Consider the following 19026-nt stretch of genomic DNA (forward strand, 5'->3'; position numbering starts at 1 on the left):
CATGAGTCGCAAGTGGTCAGACCTCAGCCGCGCTCAGCGCACGGCCGTCGTCACCGCGGGGATCGTCCAGCTCGCACTCGCCGCGTGGGCGTGGACCGATCTGGCCCACCGGCCCGCGGAGCGGGTGCGCGGCCGCAAGTCGTGCTGGGCGGCGGTGATCGCGGTCGACTTCGCCGGGCCGATCGCCTACTGGCGTTGGGGCCGCTCGGCCCGGTGAACGCGCACCGGGCCTAGCCCCCGCCGCGGCGGGGGCTAGAGCGTCGGCAGCCGCCGCAGCGCGCCCTCGTCGGCCATGGCGGCCGGGATGACCGCCACCGGGCAGGAGGCGTTGCGCAGGCAGTAGTCGCTCACCGAGCCCAGCAGCGCGGACAGGAGTCCGCCCGCCCCGTGGCTGCCGACCACCAGGAGGTCGGCGGTCTGCGCGGCGGACACGAGGTCGACCCCGGGGCTCCCGGTGTGCCGCTCACGGCGCACCGGCACCCCGGGGTGCTCGGCGCACCGCTCGGCGACGGCGTCGGTCAGGTCGACGGTGTCCTGCCCCGCCGGGCGGGTGGTGACGACGTGCACCTCGGCACCTCGGCGATCGGCCTCCGCGAGCGCCCAGTCGAGCGCGGCCAGGCTCAGCGGTGAGCCGTCGACCCCGACGACCAGTGGTCCGACCGGTGACGGCACGACCTCGGCCACCACCACCACCGGGCAGGCCGCGTACCGGGCGCAGTGGCCGACCACGGCGCCCGCGGAGTCGGTGTCCCCGGTGTGGCGGCCGAGCACCAGCAGGTCGGCGTGCTCGGCGGCGCGCACCAGGGCGGGACCGGCCGGGCCGGTGCGCTCGGTGTAGCGCACCACCACCGCGGGGTCGACCGCGGCGGCGGCCTCGACCTGGGCCCCGGTGGTGCGGCGCCAGGGCCACGGTGGGCCGCTGCGCCACACCGCCACCGGCTCGACGACGGCGCCGCTGCGGCCGGCCGACGACACCGCCCACGCCAGCGCCGCGGTGGCGTGCGCCGACCCGTCCATCCCGACCACGATCCGCCCGCTGTCAACGCTCCCCACGTCGGTGCTCCCCCTCGTCGCCGTCCCGGCGCAGGGCGAGCCAGAGCACCGCCGCCGCGTACGCCACGCACACCAGTTGCAGCCAGTGGGCGCTGCGGATGACCGCCACCTCCACCACGATCCAGCCGTAGAGCGCCAGCGCAGCGGCTGGGGCGATGAGCCGCGAGGTCGCGGACCCCCGCCACACCGAGAACGCCGCCACCGCCATCGGCACCCCCACGACCACGGCGAGCGCCACGCCCGCCAGCGGCTTGCTGCCCAGCGGAAGCCGCTGGTCGATGACCTCTCCGAAGTCGATCCCGCCGAGCACGAGCCCGGCGGCGCCCCCGAACGCCGCCAACGCCATCACACCCGCCATCGCCGCGAGCGCGACCACCCGCGTGGACCTGGGTCGCCGCGGCGCGGTCCGGTCCGCCGCGCGCCGCGCGGTCGCCGATCCGGCCATCGTCCCTCCTCCCGTTCGCCTGCCCCGAGCCTGCCCGCCGCGCGTCCCCCCGCCCACCGCCCAAGGAACCGACTCGACCGGGTCCATCGGCGCCTCCCCAGGCCACGACCGGCGGACGACGGGGGTCCAGCGCTGCGCCGGGCGGGCGGATCAGCCGAGCGCGCCGCGGGTCTGGGCGGCGATCTCCCTGTCCTCCCGCGCCGCGACCACCCACACGCCGACCGGGGCGCCGTCGGGGCTGACACGGGCGTCGGCGGGGGCCGCGCTGTTGCGGCGCGGGTCGACCGAGACGCCGAGGAAGGCCAGTCCGGCCGCGGTGTCGGCGCGCAGCACGGCGTCGTGCTCGCCGATGCCACCGGTGAAGACGAGCAGGTCGAGGCCCTGCATGGCGGCGGCCATGCCCGCGATGGACTGGCGGAGCCGGTGCAGGTGGACGCGCAGGGCGAGCGCGGACCGCTCGTCGGCCGCGGCGCGGACGTCGCGGAGGTCGGCGTGACCGCTGAGCCCGGCGAGCCCGGAGTGCTGCTCCAGGCCGTCGGCGAGTTCGTCCGGGGAGAGCTCGCGCAGCAACCACAGCAGCAGGCCGGGGTCGACGTCACCGCTGCGGGTGGCCATCACCAGCCCCGCCAGCGGGGTGAACCCCATCGTGGTGTCCACCGACCGACCGCCGAGGACCGCCGCGAGCGACGCCCCGGCCCCGAGGTGGCAGGTCACGACCCTGGCCAGGTCGGGAGCGAGCCCGGCCAGCGCGGTCGCCCGGCGGGCGGCGTAGGCGTGCGACAGGCCGTGGAAGCCGTACCGGCGCAGGCCCCAGCGCTCGCGCCACGCCTCGGGCAGGGCGTAGGTCGACGCCGCGTCGGGCAGGTCCGCGTGGAAGGCGGTGTCGAAGCAGGCGACCTGGGCGACGCCGGGCAGCAGCGCCGACACCGCGTCGATCCCGGCGACGGCCCGGGGTTGGTGCAGCGGCGCCAGGTCGCCGAGCGCCTCGACGCCCGCGCGGACGCCGTCGTCGACCACCACCGGTCCGGTGTAGACCGAGCCGCCGTGCACGACCCGGTGGCCGACCGCGTCGACGGCGGGCGCGGTGCCGAGGAACTCGGTGAGCACACCGGTGCCACCGTCCCACCGCTGCTCGTCGTGCTCGGCGACCACCGTGTCGTCGTCGTCGAGCACGCGCAGCTTCAGGCTGGAGGACCCCGCGTTGACGACCAGGACCCGCATCAGGCCCATGTCCACTCGCGCACCTCGGGCAGGTCCTCACCGGTGGCGCGGATCCAGTCGTGGTGTCGGTGGCGTTGGTCGACCATGGCCTGGCGCACCCGCGCCGCCCGGGACCCGAGACCCGGCACGCGGTCGATGACGTCGATGACCAGCCGGTAGCGGTCGAGGTCGTTGAGCACCAGCATGTCGAACGGCGTCGTCGTGGTGCCGCGCTCCTTGTACCCGCGCACGTGCAGGTTGTGGTGGTTGGCCCGCCGGTAGGTCAGCCGGTGGATCAGCCACGGGTAGCCGTGGTAGGCGAAGACCACTGGCCGGTCCCGGGTGAACAACGAGTCGAACTCGGCGTCGGCCATGCCGTGCGGGTGTTCGGTGTCGGGCAGCAGCCGCATCAGGTCGACCACGTTGACGACCCGGACCCGCAGTTCGGGCAGGTGCTCGCGCAGCAGGGACGCCGCGGCGAGCACCTCCAGGGTCGGGGCGTCCCCGGCGCAGGCGAGTACCACGTCCGGCTCGGCGACCCCGTCCTCGGTGCCCGCCCACTCCCAGATCCCCGCACCCCGCGCGCAGTGCACGACGGCGTCCTCGACGGACAGCCAGTCGGGGCTCTCGTTCTTGCCCGCGACGATCACGTTGACCTTGTCGCGGCCGCGCAAGCACTCGTCGCCCACCACGAGCAGCGTGTTGGCGTCCGGTGGCAGGTAAACCCGCACCACCTCGGGATCCTTGTTCATGACGTGGTCGATGAACCCGGGGTCCTGGTGGGAGAACCCGTTGTGGTCCTGGCGCCACACGTGCGAGCTGAGCAGGTAGGTCAAGGACGCCACCGGCCTGCGCCAGGGCAGCGCGCGGTGGGTCTTGAGCCACTTCACGTGCTGGTTGACCATCGAGTCCACGATGTGGGTGAACGCCTCGTAGCAGGTGAACACACCGTGTCGCCCGGTCAGCAGGTAACCCTCCAGCAGCCCCTGGCAGAGGTGCTCGGACAGGACCTCGATCACGCGCCCATCGGGCACGAGGTGTTCGTCCACCGGCAGCACCTCGGATTGCCACTGCTTCCCGGTGACCTCGTACACCGCGTCCAGCCGGTTCGAGGCGACCTCATCCGGGCCGAACAACCGGAAGTCGCGCGCCGCCTCGTTGAGCGCCATCACCTCGCGCAGCATCCGCCCGAGCACCCGGGTCGGCTCGGTGCTCGACGCCCCGGGGGCGCTCACCCCGACCGCGTGCGCGCGGGCTCCCGGCAGGCGCAGGTCGCGCAGCAGCAGACCGCCGTTGGCGTGCGGGGTGGCGCCCATCCGCAGCGGGCCGTCCGGGACCAGCGCGGTCACCTCGGGGCGCGGTCGCCCGTCGGCGTCGAACAGCTCGTCGGGCCGGTAGGAGCGCAGCCAGGACTCCAACTGCCGCAGGTGCCGCGGGTTCTCCCGCACGCCCGCGAGGGGAACCTGGTGGGCGCGCCAGGTTCCCACGACCGGCGTGCCGTCCACTTCGGACGGACCGGTCCAGCCCTTGGGGCTGCGCAGCACGATCATCGGCCAGCGCGGGCGCCCCGTGGCCGCACCGCGCCTGGCGGTGCGCTGGATCCGGGTGATCTCGTCGAACACCTCGTCGAGCACCTCCGCCATCCTGGCGTGCATCGCGGCCGGGTCGTCGCCCTCGACGTAGTACGGCGCGTGACCGTAGCCGCGCAGCAGGGCGTCGAGCTCGTCGTGCGGGATCCGGGCGAGCAGCGCGGGGTTGGCGATCTTGTAGCCGTTGAGGTGCAGGACCGGCAGCACGGCGCCGTCGTGCACCGGGTCGAGGAACTTGTTGGCGTGCCAACTCGCCGCCAGCGGGCCCGTCTCGCCCTCGCCGTCGCCGATCACGCACGCCACCACCAGGTCCGGGTTGTCGAACGCCGCTCCGTAGGCGTGCGCGAGCGAGTAGCCCAGCTCACCGCCCTCGTGGATGGAACCGGGCACCTGCGGCGCCGCGTGGCTGGGCACGCCGCCGGGGAAGGAGAACTGGCGGAACAACGCGCGCATGCCGTCGAGGTCCTGGGCCACGGCGGGGTCGACCTCGCTGTAGCTGCCCTCCAGCCAGGTGTTGGCCAGCAGCGCCGGACCGCCGTGCCCGGGACCGGTGACGAAGAGCACCGGGGTGGACCGGTCGCGGATCACCCGGTTGAGGTGCGCCTGCAGGAAGTTCAGGCCGGGCGTGGTGCCCCAGTGCCCGAGCAGGCGGGGCTTGACGTGCTCGACGGCGAGCGGCTCGGTCAGCAGGGGGTTGTCGAGCAGGTAGATCTGCCCCGCGGACAGGTAGTTCGCGGCCCGCCAGTAGGCGTCGACAACGGCCAAGTCGGTCACCAGGGTCTCCTTCGCGAATACCAGGACGCGGTCGGGGACAACGCTAGGGCCCCCGCCGGGCGGCCGCCGATGGCCGAGGTCCCGCCAGAGCCGGGACTTTCGCTGTCGACCCGGTGCCCTCCGCCGGTTCCCCGCGCCCCCGGCCCCGGCGTTCACTCGGTGCCCCGAGGACGTGAGGCGGAGGAACCCATACGCACCAGGCAGATCGAGAACGTGATGGTCACCGACCCGGCCGCGGCGACACCCGAGACCGGGTTCGTCGACCTGGTCCGGCTGATGACCGAGCGCGGGGTCGGCGCGCTGCCGGTCGTCGACGCGGACGGCCACGTGCTCGGCGTGGTGTCCGAGAGCGACCTGATCGCCAAGGAGAGCGTGCGGGAACGGCCCCGGGCCGCCCTGGCCCTGCTGCACCGGCACGCCGAGCGGGTCAAGTCCAGGGGCACCACCGCGGGCGAGCTGATGACCTCGCCCGCGGTCACCGTGCCCAGGGACGCGACGGTCCCGCACGCCGCGCGGCTGATGGCCGACCACCGCGTCCGGCGGCTGCCCGTGGTCGACGCCGACGGGGTGCTCGTGGGCGTGGTGGACCAGGGCGACCTGCTGCGGGTGTTCCTGCGGCCCGACGACGCCATCGCCGAGGAGATCGCGGCGGAGGTGTTCCTGCGCGCGATGGGCCTGTCCCCCGCGGCCGTGGCCATCCGGGTCGACGCCGGGCTGGTCCACCTCGAGGGCCAGGTCGAGCGGCGCAGCTGGGTGGCGGTCATCGACTCGCTCACGCGGGCCGTCGACGGTGTGGTGGACCTGCGCAACCAGCTGACCTACCAGTGGGACGACACCGGCGTGACCATCCCCGAGGCCATGGTCGTCGACATCACCCACGAGCCCCGCTGAGCGGCGGCGCGACGGGTCCGGTGTGGATCCACCACACCGGACCCGCCCGCGACCGGGGGATCAGTCCTCGATGTGCACGACCTCGGCCAGGGGCCTGCGGGAGGTGGGCCGGGGCGGGTGCGCCGGGTGGCCGAGCCGGACCAGGACCTGCGGGTAGCCTGCCAGTTCCAACCGCTCGATGAGGCCCGCTCTGGACTCGGGCACGTGCAGCGGCTGGGTCATGATCGAGCACGCGAGGCCTGCGGCGACCGCGGCGAGCCAGAGCCGCTGCGTCAGCATCCCCGCGTGCAGGTGGTCGCTGCGCCCGTCGCCGGTGGTGCCGACCACCAGGTAGGACTCGCGGGCCAGGCGCTCGGCCAGCACGGTGTCGTCCGGGACGGCCGTCGTCCGGTCGACCAGTCCCGCCCAGGGCAGCGACCACGGTGCGTCCGCGGTCGCGATCCCCTCCCCTCCGCGCCACGCGGCGAGTTCGCGCTGGTAGGCGTCGTCCTGGCGCAGGACGAGCGCGCTGTGCGACAGCACCCTGGCCAGGTGGGTGCGGTCCTCGCCGCGCAGCACGTGCGCCACCACGCCGGGCACCTCGACATCGGCGGCGGTGTCGCGCAGGGACCGCAGCAGGGCCGGGTCGACGGGCTCGGCGGCGAACGGGCCGCGGTGGCTGGACCGGCGCGCGATCGCCCCGTACCCGGCGAGCTCGGTCTCGGTGGGCTCCGCGGGCCCACCCGCCTCGACCTCGGCGACGGCGCCGGGCGCGGCCTGATCGGGGAACTGCCGCCACGGCGCCGTCCAGCCGAGCCTGCGCACCGCCAGCCGCAGGTTCGCGACGGCGGCACCGCAGGAGACCAGGCGGTCGCGACCCATCGGGTCGTGCCGGGGAAGGGTGATGTCCACCCGTTCGAACACCGTGGCCGTCCTGTCCCGCAACCGCAGCGACCAGGGCTGGCTGTTGTGCACGGACGGCGCCGCGGTGAGCGCGGCGGCGAGCACGGCCACCTCGTCCTCGGTCCACCGCGGGGGCGCGGTGCGGGCCGCGCCGGTCAGGTCGGTCAGGTGTCGCGTGGTGCGCACGGGCATACCCCCGGTCACCGGTGGACGACGGCGACGGGGCAGTCGCTGTGGTGCAGCACGGCACGGCAGGTCGAGCCCATCCCCAACCCGGTCCACAGCCGCCTGCCCCGGCGGCCGACCACCACCAGCCGGGCACCGGCGCTGCGCTCGACCAGGACCCGCGCGGGCCTGCCGCGCACCACGACCCGGTCGACGGCGACATCCGGGTAGCGCTCGGCGAACCCGGCGGTCACCTCCGCCATGGCCAACCGCGCGTCCTCGGCGATCGCGTCCCAGTCCACCACCATCGGCACCGCCACCCACGCGCCCGCGTACGCGCTGTCGTTCCACGCGTGCACGACCACCAGCCCGGCCCCCCGCCGGGACGCCTCGGCGAAGGCGAACTCCAGCGTGGCGGCGCTGGACTCCGAGCCGTCCACACCGACCACGACCGGTCCGCCCTCGGTCTCGGTCCCCCGGACCACCACCACCGGGCACCCGGCGTGCGCGCTGACCGAGTCCGACACCGAGCCCAGCAGCAGGCCCTCGAACCCGTTGAGCCCGCGGTGGCCGGTCACCACGGCCGCGGCACCGTCGGAGGCCGCCAGCAGCCGTTCCACCGGCCACCCGGGGAGCAGGTCCGCGCGGACCACCAGGTCCGGCCGCAGCCGCTCGGCCTCCTTGGCGGCTTCCGCCAGCCACTGCCTGCCCTGCTCGCGCAGCGCGTCGGCGAGCTCGTCGCTCGCGGCACCGTCCAGCGGGTAGCGGACCGACGGCGGGACGTAGACGTGGACGAGGTGCAGCGGCAGTCCCCGCGCCCCCGCCTCGTCGGCCGCCCAGGCGACGGCGGCTGTGCTCGACGGCGACCCGTCGACAGCGGCGATGACAGGGGGACGGCTGGTGGTGCTCACGGCGCACTCCTTCGACCGGGCGGTGTTGTCCTCCCCACCCTCGCGCCGCGCCGCTGCCCGGGGCAGCACCGGAGGCCACCGGGTTCGAGGACCTTGGTCCCAGGTGGACGGGTGAGCCGGAAGGCCCGGCGAGCACCGCCCTTGGTCCCTGTCGCGTGCGACTCGGAGCACCGACGATGGGGTGGGAGACACCGGAACGGAGGCCGCCAGTGCGCACCCGACTCGACCCGTCGACGCTGCGGCTCGCACTCGCGGTGTCCACCCGCGCGCCCTCGGTGCACAACACCCAGCCGTGGCGGTGGGTGTCGGAGGCGGGTGCCCTGCACCTGCTCGCCGACCGGACCGGGCTGAACCGGGCGGCACCGGAGCACCGCGACGTGGAGATCAGCTGCGGGGCCGCACTGCACCACCTGACCACCGCGTTGGCCGCGCTGGGCGCGCGCGTCGCGATCCGCACGACGCCGTCGTCATCCGATCCCGACCTCCTGGCCACCGTCAACGCCGTCGGACCGCACACGCCGTCGGCGGCGGACCTGGCCATGGCGGGCGCGATCGGCACCCGTCGCACCGAACGGCGCCCGCTGTCGCCCTGCCCCGTGCCCACCGACCTGCTCGACGTGCTGCGCACGCGGGCGGTGAACCACGGCGTCCAGCTCACCCCCATCACCGGGGACGTCGAACGGCACCGGTTCGCCGTGGCGCTCGACCACACGGTCGCCACCTCGCCCTGGCCCGCGGTGGACGAGGGCCCCGCGGGACTGCTGATCATCCTGTCCACCTCGGCGGACGACACCGCGGCCCGGGTGCACACCGGACAGGCGACCAGCGCGATCCTGCTCACCGCCACCGCCATGGGGCTGGCGTCGCGGGCCTTGTCGCAACCACTGGCCGATCCGCACTACCGGGCCGAGATCCGCGACCGACTGCTGCGCGGGTCCCACGCCCCGCACCTCATCCTGCGGATCGGCCACGGGCAGCCGGTGGCGCCGCACCTGCCGAGGACACCGCGGCGGCCGTGGACCGAGTGCTACACGGAGCTGTCCGAGTCCCCCTCGGGCTGACCTGGGTCGCTGCGGCGCAGGCCGCTGCCGGGGGATCAGTCCTCGGCGAACGCGCGCCGGTGCAGTTCGGTGGTGAGCAGGTGGATCTCGCGGGTGAGCTGGGTGTTGGTCTTGAGCTCGAGTTCCTGCTCGGCGAAGTCGTGGTCCGCCTTCGCCTGCTGGAACAGGGCCGCCCGGTTCTGGCCGATCATCACGAAGGTGGACAGGAAGATCGCTTCGAGGGACACCACCAGCGTCAGCGTCGGCCACGGGCTGGTCTCCACGCCGAGCATCCACACCGCGAACACGACGACGTGGATGTAGACGAACACCATCGACCCAGCGAACCTGGTGATGGCGTCGGCGAGCCGCAGCTGCCGGTCGCCACCGCGGTGCTCCCGCATGCGGGCGACGACAGGGTGTTCGGCGCGCGCGGGCCCCGCCGCCGGGACGCCGATCCGCAACCGCAGGCGCCCCGCGTCGGGTCTCGTCGCGGTCGCGGTGCGTGCGCACTGCGCGTGGCCGGGTGACCGCCCGGTCGGGCTCGCCGTGCTCACACCGCGCTCTCTGGTTCACTGTGGACGTTGGCCCGCACGACTCCGGGGACGGCCTCGGCGAGCGCCCGTGCGACGTGGCGGTCGGCCGCCTCGTCGTAGCGGTCGGTGATCTCGGCGGTGCCGAGCGCGACCCGGACGGTCCACCGGCTCGGGCCGCCGAAGACGGCCAACCGCCTGCGCAGGTCGGCGGCGATCTCCTCGTCGGACCGCGCCAGGACCCGCACCAGATCGCGCCGGGTCACCACCCCCACCAGCCGCGAGCCGTCGACGATCGGCACGCAGCGGTGCCGGTCGTCGAGCATGACCCTGGCGAGCACCCCGGCGTCGGCACCCGCGCTCATCGCGACGGCGGGCGTGGTCATCACCTCGGCGACCGAGGCGGGTGGCCCGGGGTCGTCACCGGTGCGCACCCGCGGCTCGGCGCCGAAGCGGCCCCGCAGCAGGTCGGCCTCGGTGACGATCCCGATCAGGCGCTGGTCCTCGTCCACCACCGGAAGCGCCGTGTACCCCTTGTCCACCAACAGCTCCGCGGCCCGGCTGACCGGTGTACCCGGCCCGACCGTCAACACAGGTGCCGACATGACATCGCGCGCTCGCATCGGGTCTCCTCCCACCGGGATCGTCACCACCGAACACTAGGTGCCGATCCCGCCCGCGCACCGCTGTCCGAGGTCCCATCCGAACCGGGACCTTCGCTCCGCGAAACACCGACCGCCCTTCGCCACCGCGGCGGCGTGACACCCGCTCTCGGCCTACCCGCAGCGGGGCGGCACAGGTCGGGCTCAAGGTGGTGACGCGGTGATCGGCGGTGTCGGCGTGCACTAGGACGCGAACCGCGTCAGCCTGCCGTTCGCGCGCTCCCTCAGCCCGTGGTCGCCCCGAAACCGGAACTCACTTCCGGCCAGACCCGCGGACGGCCCTGTTCCCGGCGGCCAACGGTGCTCCTGGTTGGCCACAACAGCGGTTGGGCGTCGATGCTGGACTCGCCCGCGACCCCGATCACGACGCCGCGGTTGTTCGCGCCGTACGCCGGGGTCACCCGACCGCGGTGGAGGCCGAGGTCGTGGATGTGGCCGTCGCGGCTCCAGCACACGGCGTGCACCGCGCGATCGGCGTCCAGCGAGTAGCCGACCACCACACCCCCTGTCGGTCATGGCCATCGCCTCGCTGCGATTGCCGCCCGGCAGCCCGCCCAGGTACTGGGCGCCTCCAGCGGCGTTCCACCGGACCGCGTAGCAGGTGTTGCCCGAGAACGCGCGTCCGATGGCCTGGCCCTCGGCGTTGATCGCGATCCCCGTGCTGCCGGGCAGTGCCTCCAGGTCGAACACCTGCCCGGAGGCGTCCCAGCGCACCGCGTGCGCGCTGTTCGAACCCATCGCGGTGCCGACCACCCGGCCCCGGTCGTTGATTCCCACCGCGTCGGTCGACTCACTGCCCGGCGGGTAGTCCAGCCGCACCAAACGGCCCGCCGGGTTCCACCGCAGCGCGTGGGGGTGCGGGTTGTCGACCATGCCGACCAGGAACCCGAACCGGTTGGTCGCCGGGCATGGGCGTGCTCGCCACGTCCAGCCGATTCCAGCACGGCAATCGCGCCCGTCGGCGACCAGACACGGGGTGGAAGGCCCCGTCGGCGCCGTCCGAGACGCCGATGACCACGTCCCCGTTGACCTGCGTCGCCGTCGCGTCAACCGAACCGGGCGGTCGACACCTCCACCAGACGACACGGGACCAGGCATCCGCGGTGCAGGGCGACCTCACCACGGGCGGCCCGCGCGTTGCGCGGCCAGTGGCACCGGCCGCCGAGCATCGACACGAGGTACCAGCGGCCCAGCCTGTCGACCGTGCCCAGCGGGAACCGGGTGATCCGGCCGGTGCGCCGCCCGGCGACCTCCAGCGTGACCCATCGTCGAGGAGCCAACCCGGCCGCGAACACCGCGGCCCAGGACCGGGTGTAGCGGCGTGCGGTGGCGTTGGCCCGCCCACCCGCGTACCTGGCACGAAGGCGACGGACAGATCGCGTCGACATCGGCACCTCCTACCGCACCGCCGCAGCCGTGTGTGGCTGCCCGCAGCACAACCCCGAGGCACCAGGACCGGCGACACGTGGGGACTTTCGCTCAACGACGGGAGTGCCAGGGTGAGCCAGCGCTGTTCGTCCAGGCGTTGACCCCCGGCTGTCCGGCACCTACGCAGCCTGCCACCGCCACGAACTCGTCGCCGACCTCCCGGTCGAACAGCCCGGTCGCGCCTCCGGAAAGTCCATAATGGACTCAGGAGCGCTGGTGCCCGCCCTGTGGTCGCGGGCAGCAGCCTGACCTGGCTCACCGCAACCACAGGACGCGAGCACACCGCGCTGATCGCCGGCGCCGCCGTACCGGATCGGTCGCCCTGGGTGATCAGCGTGGAGGTGCCAGGTCGATACCCACGTACTCGATGGGACTCAACCGGGACCTTGTCGGCCGAGCCGTGAGCCTTCCCGGATGAAGGTGACCCGCTCGGCGACCGCGTTCCCCGGGGCTCTCGGCGCCTGTGTGATCCACTCCGGCCACGGCGGAGCCGGTGGCGCGCGGGTCGCTTCCACAGTGGATGATTGGACCATGTCGTCGAGCCAGTCCAGCGATCGGATCCGCCGGACCGAGCGGTGGTTCGTCCGCGAGGGTGCGCCCACCATGATCGAGGGGTACGGGTTCGCCACCCACGTCCTGCCCCGGATGCTGCCCGCGCTCGGTCTCGTGACGCTGGCCAGCCTGGCCTGGCTGGTGCCGCTCAAGTCGGCCGGGCCGCAGCGCTGGGTGTTGCTGGCCTGTGTGCTCGGCGTGACGGTCGTGGCGTGGTTCGTGCTGCGCCTGTTCGCCCTTCGCCTGCCCCGGTTCACGAAGGGCGCGCGGGTGGTGATCCTTGTGGTGTACGCGACGATGCCGGTGGCCGTGCCGCTGTTGCAGCTGCTCGTGGACGACACCGTGACCCCGCCGGGCGGGAGCGTGGTCGGGTTGCTGGGGTTCGTGATCTTCTTCGCGGCGGTCTTCGTGGTCACCCTGGTGGCCACCACCTACGGAACGGGCACGCTCGTCCGGCGGGCGATCCGGCACACGCTCTACGACCTGCGCAACAGCGTGCACCTGCTCGGCCGGGCGTTGCCCGCGATGCTGTTCGTGACGCTGTTCCTGTTCTTCACCGGCGAACTGTGGCAGATGATGAACCGGTTGGACTGGTGGCGGTTGCTGATCGTGATCGCGTTGTTCGCCGCGATCACCGTGTTGGCCTCGGCCACCCGGTTGCGCGACGAGATCGGCCGGGTGGAGCAGGACCTGAGCCCGGACCGCCTTTCCGCGGCGTGTCACGGCACGCCGCTGTCGGGTGTGGCGATCGTGCGGCCGTTGCACGCGACGCCTCTGAGCGGTCGCCAGAATCGGAATCTGCTGGTGGTGCTGGCCACTCGGCAGCTCGTGCAGGCCGGTGTGATCGGGCTGGCCCTGTTCGGGTTCTTCCTGGTGTTGGGGTTGGTGATGGTCACGCCGGAGGTCGCCGAGCAGTGGATCGGCGGACCTGTCGCCCAGTCGCGGTTGGTGCCCGGTATCCCGGTGGCGCTGCTGCGCAACGCCACGCTGTTCGCCGCGTTCGGCAGCATGTACTTCGAGATCACCTCCATGAGCGACGTCGAGCACCGGCAGCAGTTCTTCGCGCCGATCATCGATGAGGTCGAGCGCGTCCTCGCCGTTCGGGCGGTGTACTTGGCCGAGCGTTGATCCTGCGGGGTGTCGACGCTGCACGGAGCCGGTGCGCATCGCCGCACCACCCTCGGCCTGCCGGGTCGACGAGTCTTGGTGTCGCGGAAGTGGTCGGGGAAGACTCTGGCGGAGCACAGGGCGGATCGGTCCGCGTTCGTGACAGACACGCTCGCAGCGGTTGGCATCGTCAAATCGGTACGGGATACCTCGGCGCTGGTGTGGCGCAAGCTCGCACCAGGAGACCGCAACGCGCCACCCCGGGATCACCTTGTCATGCGCGCCATCGCGGAGCGGGTGACATGGCGGGCTGAGTATGACCGGGCGCTCCTGGCAGCGCAGGGGCCACCAGGCTCGAAACTTTCAGCAACCGCGGAGGTGGCGGCATGAGCGGCACGGTTCGCCTGGTCGATGGCGACTGGTACACAACGGAGGAACTGGCGACTCTCCTGCATGTGGACGCCTCGACGGTGCGGCGGTGGCGGACCTTGAGGCCGTACTACGGTCCGGCTTTCGTGCGGGTGTCGGAGCGGGTTGTCGTCTACGCGGCTGACGATGTCGAGGCGTGGGTCCGGGCTCGCAGGACCGACCCAGGGCAGGTGGCGGCCTGATGGTGGAGCGCATAGATCTACCCGTTGGGATCGAGCTGTGGTGCGACATCGAGTGCCGCCCCGGGGCCACCGGGGATGGCTACCGGGCGCGGGTGCGGTGGCGTGATCCGCAGACGGGGAAGCGACCGTCCAAGTCGGAGACGTTCAAGACCTTGCCCGAAGCGGAAGCGTGGATTGACAGGCTGAAGGCCAAGGCGGCGATTGGAGTCAGCCCGGTCACGTTGACCAGCACGCTTGAGGTCTACGGCGAGTCCGTCATGGACCTGGCCATGCGCGGGTTGGAGCGGAAGACGCTCGATCCCTACATGTCCGGGTGGCGTAAGCGCGTGGTGCCGACCGTGGGGCACCTGGCGGTTCCGATGATCACCAACGGGGTCGTTGACCGGGCTGTGAACGGGTGGATCGCGGACGAGTGCGGTCGGTCGACGGTGAAGAACACGCTCGCGGTGTGGGCGCGGGTGATGGAACAGGCCAAGCGGGATGAGTTGGTCGATCGGAATCCGGTTGAGGTCAAGGGGTGGCAGAAGCAGTACCAGCTCGTAGAAGACGAATTGGACGACCCGCGGTCGATGGCGCTGGCGGACTACGCGGCATTGAGTCGACTGGCGGACGCGTTGGTCGAGCGGTCGGCGGGGCGATTCGCCGGGTGGGGCAAGGTCGTGAAGTTCATGGGGTGCACGGCGGCTCGGATTGGAGAAGCGTCGGGTTGTCGGGTGCGCGACATCGACACAAAGACGTGGATGTGGCTGGTGCGCAGGCAGACGACCACCACATCCGGCGGCTTGGTGGACAAGAACACCAAAGGCAAGCGGGCACGGTTGGTGCCGTTGATCGAGGAGGTCCGGCCACTCGTCCTGGAACAGATCGACCGCGTCGACCAGGACCCGGACGCGCGTCTGTTCACCGGTCCCAGGGGCGGCAGGATCACCACGGCTGTGCTGCGAGACGCGACGCATTGGGACGACGTAGTGGCTAAGCAAGGGTATGAACACCTTCGGCGGCACGATCTACGGCACACCGGTCTCACGTGGATGGCCAACGCCGGGATCCCGGTGCACGTCCTGCGGCTGATCGCGGGCCACGGCTCCCTGGACACCACCCAGCGATACCTACACCCGAACCACGACCAATTCACCGACGCCGGAAACCTGCTCTCGGCCTACCTCCAGCGCACCGAACAGGTCGGACTCAAGGTGGTGAGCTGATCATGTCCCAAGCGTGTCCCAAACGGGCTCTGAAGTGGATCAACGACAAAGGGTCCCCGAGCGGTGAAACACCAGCTCAGAGACCCTTTAGTCGACCGTCGGGCTGACAGGATTCGAACCTGCGACCCCTTGACCCCCAGTCAAGTGCGCTACCAAACTGCGCCACAGCCCGGCCGCATCCGCTGTTCGCGGGTGCTGGGAAAGAGTAGCGCATGGGGGTGGTGGGGGTTCCAGGGGGGTGCTGGGGATCATTGGGGGGTGCTGAAGATCGTTCGGGTTGGGGTTGTGGGTGCGGTGTTGCCCCTGGGGGTCTTGGGCGCGGGGTGGGGTGGGGCGGCGGTCGGTGTTGGGGCGGGGTGGGTTGTGGTGCCTGCCGTCTTGGTCACCTTGGGGGTGGGGGTGGTGGCGCTTCGGGGGATCTTGACGATGTTCGAGGGTGGGGTGAAGGAGGGGAGCGATGTCGAGGGGCTGGTGTGGGTCTCGGGGTTCCTGATGTTCATCGCCGTGGTGTTCGGGGGGTTGGTGGGGGTGCCGGGGTGGGTGGCGATCAGGGGGGCGCAGGTCACCCGGTGTGAGGTGGTGTCGGTGGACGACGGGTCGGCGGTGGATGCCGGGGATGGGGTTTACACCGTTTACCGACATGTCGTCGCGTGCCCCGGGGGGTATCCGGGGACCTATGAGGTCGATGAGCGGCACACGGATACCGTGGAGTTGCTTGTGGACCCCGAGCGCGAGACACCGCCGGAGTACCTCCGGGGGGATGCGTTCGCTGCGGCGCTCGGGGCGTGGGTAGCGCTACCCGCGGCTGGTCTGCTTCTGCTGATCAGCCTGGGTAGGTCTATCTACTGGTTCAGGACTTCCGGGCCTTCTTCTCGCGAACTCGCACCGAGATCCTGACCGGCGTGCCCGTGAAGCCGAACTGCTCGCGCAGCTTGCGCTCGATGAACCTGCGGTACCCGGCCTCGAGGAAGCCGCTGGTGAACAGCACGAACGTCGGCGGGCGGGTCTGGGCCTGGGTCGCGAACAGGACCTTGGGCTGCTTGCCGCCGCGGACCGGGGGCGGGGTGGCGGCGATGAGGTCGGAGAGCCAGGAGTTGAGCTGGCCGGTGGACACGCGCTGGTCCCACGAGTCGAGCGCGGTGCGCAGGGCCGGGGCGAGCTTGCGCACCGAACGACCCGTGAGCGCGGAGACGTTGATCTTCTCCGCCCACGGCACCCGGACCAGGCCGCGGTCGAGCTCGCGCTCGAGCTGGTGGCGGCGGTCCTCGTCGACCAGGTCCCACTTGTTGAACGCCAGCACGCAGGCCCGGCCGGAGTCGACGACCATCGACAGCACCCGCAGGTCCTGCTCGGCGATGGGCTCGGCCGCGTCGAGCAGCACGATCGCCACCTCGGCCGACTCGATGGCCGCCTTGGTGCGCAGCGAGGCGTAGTACTCGGTGCCGCTGGCGAAGTTGACCCGCTTGCGCAGGCCCGCGGTGTCGACGAAGCGCCAGATCTGCTCGTCCAGCTCCACCAGGGAGTCGACCGGGTCGACGGTGGTGCCCGCGACCGAGTCGACGACCGCGCGGTTCTCGCCGGTCAGGCGGTTGAGCAGGCTGGACTTGCCGACGTTCGGCTTGCCGACCAGGGCGACCCGGCGGGGGCCGCCGCGCATGCCGAAGGTCTCCTTGGGGGTCTCCGGCAGGGCCTTCAGGATCGCGTCGAGCAGGTCACCGGAGTTACGACCGTGCAGGGCGCTTACCGGGAACGGCTCCCCCAGGCCCAACGACCATAGAGCGGCCGTGTCGGCCATCAGGCGGTCATCGTCCACCTTGTTCGCGACCAGGATCACCGGCTGCTTGGACCTACGCAGCACCTTGGCGACGGCCTCGTCGGTGGAGGTAGCGCCAACGGTGGCGTCGACCACGACGACCACCGCGTCCGAGTTCGCCATCGCGTACTCGGCCTGCGCGGCGATGGCCCTGGGCAGGCCGTCCAGGCCGGGCTCCCAGCCACCGGTGTCGAGCACGGTGAACCGGCGCCCGTTCCACAGCGCGTCGTAGGCGACCCGGTCCCTGGTCACGCCGGGGACGTCCTGGACGACGGCCTCGCGGCGGCCCAGGATGCGGTTCACCAGTGTCGACTTGCCCACGTTGGGCCTACCGACCACGGCGAGTACCGGTTGCGCTACCGCGCCGTCGGCGTCGTCCTCGGCGAAGGAGTCGACCTCGGCCCATTCGGACTCGTCGGACCAGGTCCCGTCCAGGGCGTCCTCGTAGGTCCCATCAAGCTCAGTCATGACCCCGTCTTCCGTACGACATCGAGTTCTTGGACCAGACCCGCCAAGCGGGCCCGGATCTCTTCGGTAGCCGAGACCAGCCCGGCACGACCCTTGCCGACGGTGAGCTCGAACGGCTCGCCCACAAGGACGTCCACCGGTGGGCGAAACCGTCGCCCACCGCCCTCCGGCCTGCGGGTACCCCGCGTGGCGACCGGTAGTACTACCGCGCCCGTGGAGCGCACCAGCCACGCTGCGCCCTGCTCGGCCGCGTTGACGTCACCGGCGCCGCGGGTGCCTTCCGGGAAGATCCCGACAAGCCCGCCTTCGCGCAGGACGCCGACCGCGGTGGTCAGCGGTGTCCGGTCCGGCGCGCCGCGACGCACCGGGATCTGCCCGATCGCCTGTAGCCCCCGACCGACCAGGCCGCGGAACAGCTCCCCCTTGACCAGGAACACCGACCGCCTCGGCAGCATTCCGAAGATGAGCTGCGGTTCGAGCATGGAGCTGTGGTTGGCCACAAGAACCACCGGGCCGGTGCGCGGGACGCGGTCACGACCCGTGACGCGTAGTCGCAACGCGGGCCGGAAGACGTAACGGCCGATGAACCTGCACAGGTCGTGCAGCCAGCGGACGGACCCCTCGGGGAGGTGGGTGCTCACCGCGGGGCCGCCGTGCTGAGATCTCGGTCGCGGACCAGGTCGAGCAGGTGGGCCAGGACACCGTCGATGTCCAGGTCGGTGGTGTCGACCTCGACGGCGTCGACCGCGGGGCGCAGCGGGGAGGCCGCCCGGGTGGAGTCGAGCCGGTCCCTGCGCTCGACGTCGGCCAGCGTGGCGTCCACGGTGGAGCCCCGGCCCGCGGCGGCGTCCTGGGCGGTCCTGCGGGCGGCCCTGGCGTCGGCGGAGGCGGTCAGGTACACCTTGAGCGCGGCGTCGGGCACCACGACGGTGCCGATGTCGCGGCCCTCGACCACGATGCCGCCGAGCCTGCCCCTGGCCTCGCTGATGATCCGGCGCTGGGTGGCGACCAGCAGCTCACGGACCTTCGGCACGGCCGAGACGGCCGAAACGGCGCCGGTGACCTCGGGGCCGCGGATCTCGGCGGCGACGTCCTCGTCACCGAGCCGCACGTCGGCGCTGGTCGGGTCGGTGCCGATGCGCAGGTCGGCGGCCTCGGCGCAGCGCAGCACCGCGGCGCCGTCCTCCTGGTCGACCCCGGCGCGCAGCACGGCCAGCGTCACCGCCCGGTACATGGCGCCCGTGTCGAGGTAGGCGGCGCCGAGGGCGACGGCCAGCCTGCGCGCGACGGTGGACTTGCCGGTGCCAGACGGGCCGTCCAACGCGACGACGCCCCGCAGCTCACCCTGTCCCACCACGTGCTCCTCTGCTCGTCCAGCCCGACCGTTGGCGCACCATTCTGCCTGGCCGTCCCCCTGCTACCCGGACGCGGGGTTTCGATCCGGCCGGACGGGGCCGTTCGAGGCGTGACCGGGGACACGGTCGTCCGGTCCGACCCGCGGCGGGCACCGATCTTGCGCAGGGGTGGTGACCGTCCATACGCGAGCACGCGACGACGCGTTCGAGTCCACAGTGGCCAGTCGCGGATTCCCGTTCCCACCGGGGCAATCGGCGCCGGACTCGTCCGGTGACGACTCGATTGTCTGTTCCTCGTTACCACCCGAACGGAGGTGGTGAGTGAATGGCCCAACGCCGACG

At 72.4% G+C, this 19026-nt stretch carries 21 protein-coding genes, 1 tRNA gene and 1 pseudogene; 9 read left to right on the forward strand and 14 right to left on the reverse strand.

Features of this window, described 5'->3' with window-relative positions; translation table 11 throughout:
• Window position 1: 1 nt before the first annotated feature.
• Window positions 2-217: a PLDc N-terminal domain-containing protein gene (locus BMY07_RS26320; protein ID WP_092784279.1), complete on the forward strand. Its 216-nt coding sequence runs from the start codon at window positions 2-4 to the stop codon at window positions 215-217.
• A 35-nt stretch (window positions 218-252) separates the two neighbouring features.
• Here BMY07_RS26320 and BMY07_RS26325 read toward each other — a convergent pair whose 3' ends face one another.
• From BMY07_RS26325 to BMY07_RS26340, 4 genes are all read right to left on the reverse strand, one after another.
• The gene (locus tag BMY07_RS26325; protein WP_092784282.1) at window positions 253-1053 is read right to left on the reverse strand and encodes a universal stress protein; all 801 of its coding nucleotides are present in this window, start codon (window positions 1051-1053) and stop codon (window positions 253-255) included.
• Entirely contained in the window at window positions 1040-1498 is a 459-nt protein-coding gene (locus BMY07_RS26330) for a hypothetical protein (protein ID WP_092784285.1), read from the reverse strand. The genes BMY07_RS26325 and BMY07_RS26330 overlap by 14 nt, the downstream gene beginning before the upstream one ends.
• A gap of 150 nt (window positions 1499-1648) precedes the next feature.
• Window positions 1649-2728, reverse strand: a complete 1080-nt coding sequence (locus BMY07_RS26335; protein ID WP_342741560.1) for an acetate/propionate family kinase — start codon at window positions 2726-2728, stop codon at window positions 1649-1651.
• Window positions 2719-5061, reverse strand: a complete 2343-nt coding sequence (locus tag BMY07_RS26340; protein WP_245782673.1) for a phosphoketolase family protein — start codon at window positions 5059-5061, stop codon at window positions 2719-2721. Before BMY07_RS26340 ends, BMY07_RS26335 begins: the two co-directional genes overlap by 10 nt.
• Before the next feature lie 159 nt (window positions 5062-5220).
• On the opposite strand from BMY07_RS26340, the gene BMY07_RS26345 reads away from it, so the two are divergent.
• Window positions 5221-5952, forward strand: coding sequence for a CBS domain-containing protein (locus BMY07_RS26345; protein ID WP_218150774.1), 732 nt, complete (start codon window positions 5221-5223; stop codon window positions 5950-5952).
• A gap of 60 nt (window positions 5953-6012) precedes the next feature.
• On the opposite strand, the gene BMY07_RS26350 is transcribed toward BMY07_RS26345, so the two are convergent.
• Both BMY07_RS26350 and BMY07_RS26355 read right to left on the reverse strand, forming a co-directional pair.
• Window positions 6013-7020 carry an Acg family FMN-binding oxidoreductase gene (locus BMY07_RS26350; RefSeq protein WP_245782674.1) on the reverse strand — a complete coding sequence of 336 codons (1008 nt, stop codon included), beginning with the start codon at window positions 7018-7020 and terminating at the stop codon, window positions 6013-6015.
• A gap of 14 nt (window positions 7021-7034) precedes the next feature.
• Window positions 7035-7910, reverse strand: coding sequence for a universal stress protein (locus BMY07_RS26355; RefSeq protein ID WP_177215778.1), 876 nt, complete (start codon window positions 7908-7910; stop codon window positions 7035-7037).
• A gap of 209 nt (window positions 7911-8119) precedes the next feature.
• On the opposite strand from BMY07_RS26355, the gene BMY07_RS26360 reads away from it, so the two are divergent.
• Window positions 8120-8971 carry a nitroreductase family protein gene (locus tag BMY07_RS26360; protein ID WP_177215780.1) on the forward strand — a complete coding sequence of 284 codons (852 nt, stop codon included), beginning with the start codon at window positions 8120-8122 and terminating at the stop codon, window positions 8969-8971.
• 35 nt (window positions 8972-9006) lie between these two features.
• Here BMY07_RS26360 and BMY07_RS26365 read toward each other — a convergent pair whose 3' ends face one another.
• The 3 genes from BMY07_RS26365 to BMY07_RS26375 form a co-directional block, all read right to left on the reverse strand.
• Window positions 9007-9507: a DUF1003 domain-containing protein gene (locus tag BMY07_RS26365; protein ID WP_245782675.1), complete on the reverse strand. Its 501-nt coding sequence runs from the start codon at window positions 9505-9507 to the stop codon at window positions 9007-9009.
• On the reverse strand, window positions 9504-10106 hold the full coding sequence (locus BMY07_RS26370) for a CBS domain-containing protein (RefSeq protein ID WP_092784300.1): 603 nt from the start codon (window positions 10104-10106) through the stop codon (window positions 9504-9506). Before BMY07_RS26370 ends, BMY07_RS26365 begins: the two co-directional genes overlap by 4 nt.
• A 263-nt stretch (window positions 10107-10369) precedes the next feature.
• Entirely contained in the window at window positions 10370-10642 is a 273-nt protein-coding gene (locus tag BMY07_RS26375) for a hypothetical protein (RefSeq protein WP_143073647.1), read from the reverse strand.
• 128 nt (window positions 10643-10770) lie between these two features.
• Between BMY07_RS26375 and BMY07_RS26380 the strand changes: the two genes are divergently transcribed.
• Window positions 10771-10953 carry a hypothetical protein gene (locus tag BMY07_RS26380; protein ID WP_092784306.1) on the forward strand — a complete coding sequence of 61 codons (183 nt, stop codon included), beginning with the start codon at window positions 10771-10773 and terminating at the stop codon, window positions 10951-10953.
• Between the two features lie 238 nt (window positions 10954-11191).
• Here the strand turns inward: BMY07_RS26380 and BMY07_RS26385 are convergent, their stop codons facing one another.
• Complete coding sequence (locus BMY07_RS26385) at window positions 11192-11533, reverse strand: hypothetical protein (RefSeq protein WP_143073648.1); 342 nt, start codon at window positions 11531-11533, stop codon at window positions 11192-11194.
• Window positions 11534-11987: 454 nt separating this feature from the next.
• Between BMY07_RS26385 and BMY07_RS26390 the strand changes: the two genes are divergently transcribed.
• From BMY07_RS26390 to BMY07_RS26405, 4 genes and pseudogenes are all read left to right on the forward strand, one after another.
• The gene (locus tag BMY07_RS26390; RefSeq protein ID WP_092784311.1) at window positions 11988-13253 is read left to right on the forward strand and encodes an ABC transporter ATP-binding protein; all 1266 of its coding nucleotides are present in this window, start codon (window positions 11988-11990) and stop codon (window positions 13251-13253) included.
• A gap of 33 nt (window positions 13254-13286) precedes the next feature.
• A pseudogene (locus BMY07_RS35625) lies at window positions 13287-13622 on the forward strand (replication initiator); the annotation flags it as partial.
• Window positions 13619-13843 (forward strand): helix-turn-helix transcriptional regulator, encoded by a 225-nt coding sequence (locus BMY07_RS26400; protein ID WP_092784314.1) that lies wholly within the window; start codon window positions 13619-13621, stop codon window positions 13841-13843. The pseudogene BMY07_RS35625 and the gene BMY07_RS26400, both read left to right, overlap by 4 nt.
• Window positions 13843-15048: a site-specific integrase gene (locus tag BMY07_RS26405; RefSeq protein ID WP_092784317.1), complete on the forward strand. Its 1206-nt coding sequence runs from the start codon at window positions 13843-13845 to the stop codon at window positions 15046-15048. Before BMY07_RS26400 ends, BMY07_RS26405 begins: the two co-directional genes overlap by 1 nt.
• A 98-nt stretch (window positions 15049-15146) precedes the next feature.
• Here the strand turns inward: BMY07_RS26405 and BMY07_RS26410 are convergent.
• Window positions 15147-15220: transfer RNA gene (locus BMY07_RS26410), tRNA-Pro, on the reverse strand.
• 86 nt (window positions 15221-15306) lie between these two features.
• On the opposite strand from BMY07_RS26410, the gene BMY07_RS35965 reads away from it, so the two are divergent.
• Window positions 15307-15945 carry a hypothetical protein gene (locus tag BMY07_RS35965; RefSeq protein ID WP_092784320.1) on the forward strand — a complete coding sequence of 213 codons (639 nt, stop codon included), beginning with the start codon at window positions 15307-15309 and terminating at the stop codon, window positions 15943-15945.
• Here BMY07_RS35965 and der read toward each other — a convergent pair.
• Genes der through cmk form a run of 3 tightly spaced genes read right to left on the reverse strand, consistent with a single transcriptional unit; the run spans window position 15899 to window position 18683 of the window.
• Complete coding sequence (gene der, locus BMY07_RS26420) at window positions 15899-17329, reverse strand: ribosome biogenesis GTPase Der (protein ID WP_092784323.1); 1431 nt, start codon at window positions 17327-17329, stop codon at window positions 15899-15901. The two genes, BMY07_RS35965 and der, sit on opposite strands and share 47 nt — an antisense overlap.
• Window positions 17326-17970 carry a lysophospholipid acyltransferase family protein gene (locus tag BMY07_RS26425; protein WP_092784326.1) on the reverse strand — a complete coding sequence of 215 codons (645 nt, stop codon included), beginning with the start codon at window positions 17968-17970 and terminating at the stop codon, window positions 17326-17328. The genes der and BMY07_RS26425 overlap by 4 nt, the downstream gene beginning before the upstream one ends.
• Window positions 17967-18683 (reverse strand): (d)CMP kinase, encoded by a 717-nt coding sequence (gene cmk / locus BMY07_RS26430; RefSeq protein WP_092784329.1) that lies wholly within the window; start codon window positions 18681-18683, stop codon window positions 17967-17969. The genes BMY07_RS26425 and cmk overlap by 4 nt, the downstream gene beginning before the upstream one ends.
• Window positions 18684-19026 lie beyond the last annotated feature (343 nt).

Origin of the sequence: Actinokineospora terrae, assembly GCF_900111175.1 — a bacterium.
Taxonomy (GTDB): Bacteria; Actinomycetota; Actinomycetes; order Mycobacteriales; family Pseudonocardiaceae; genus Actinokineospora; species Actinokineospora terrae.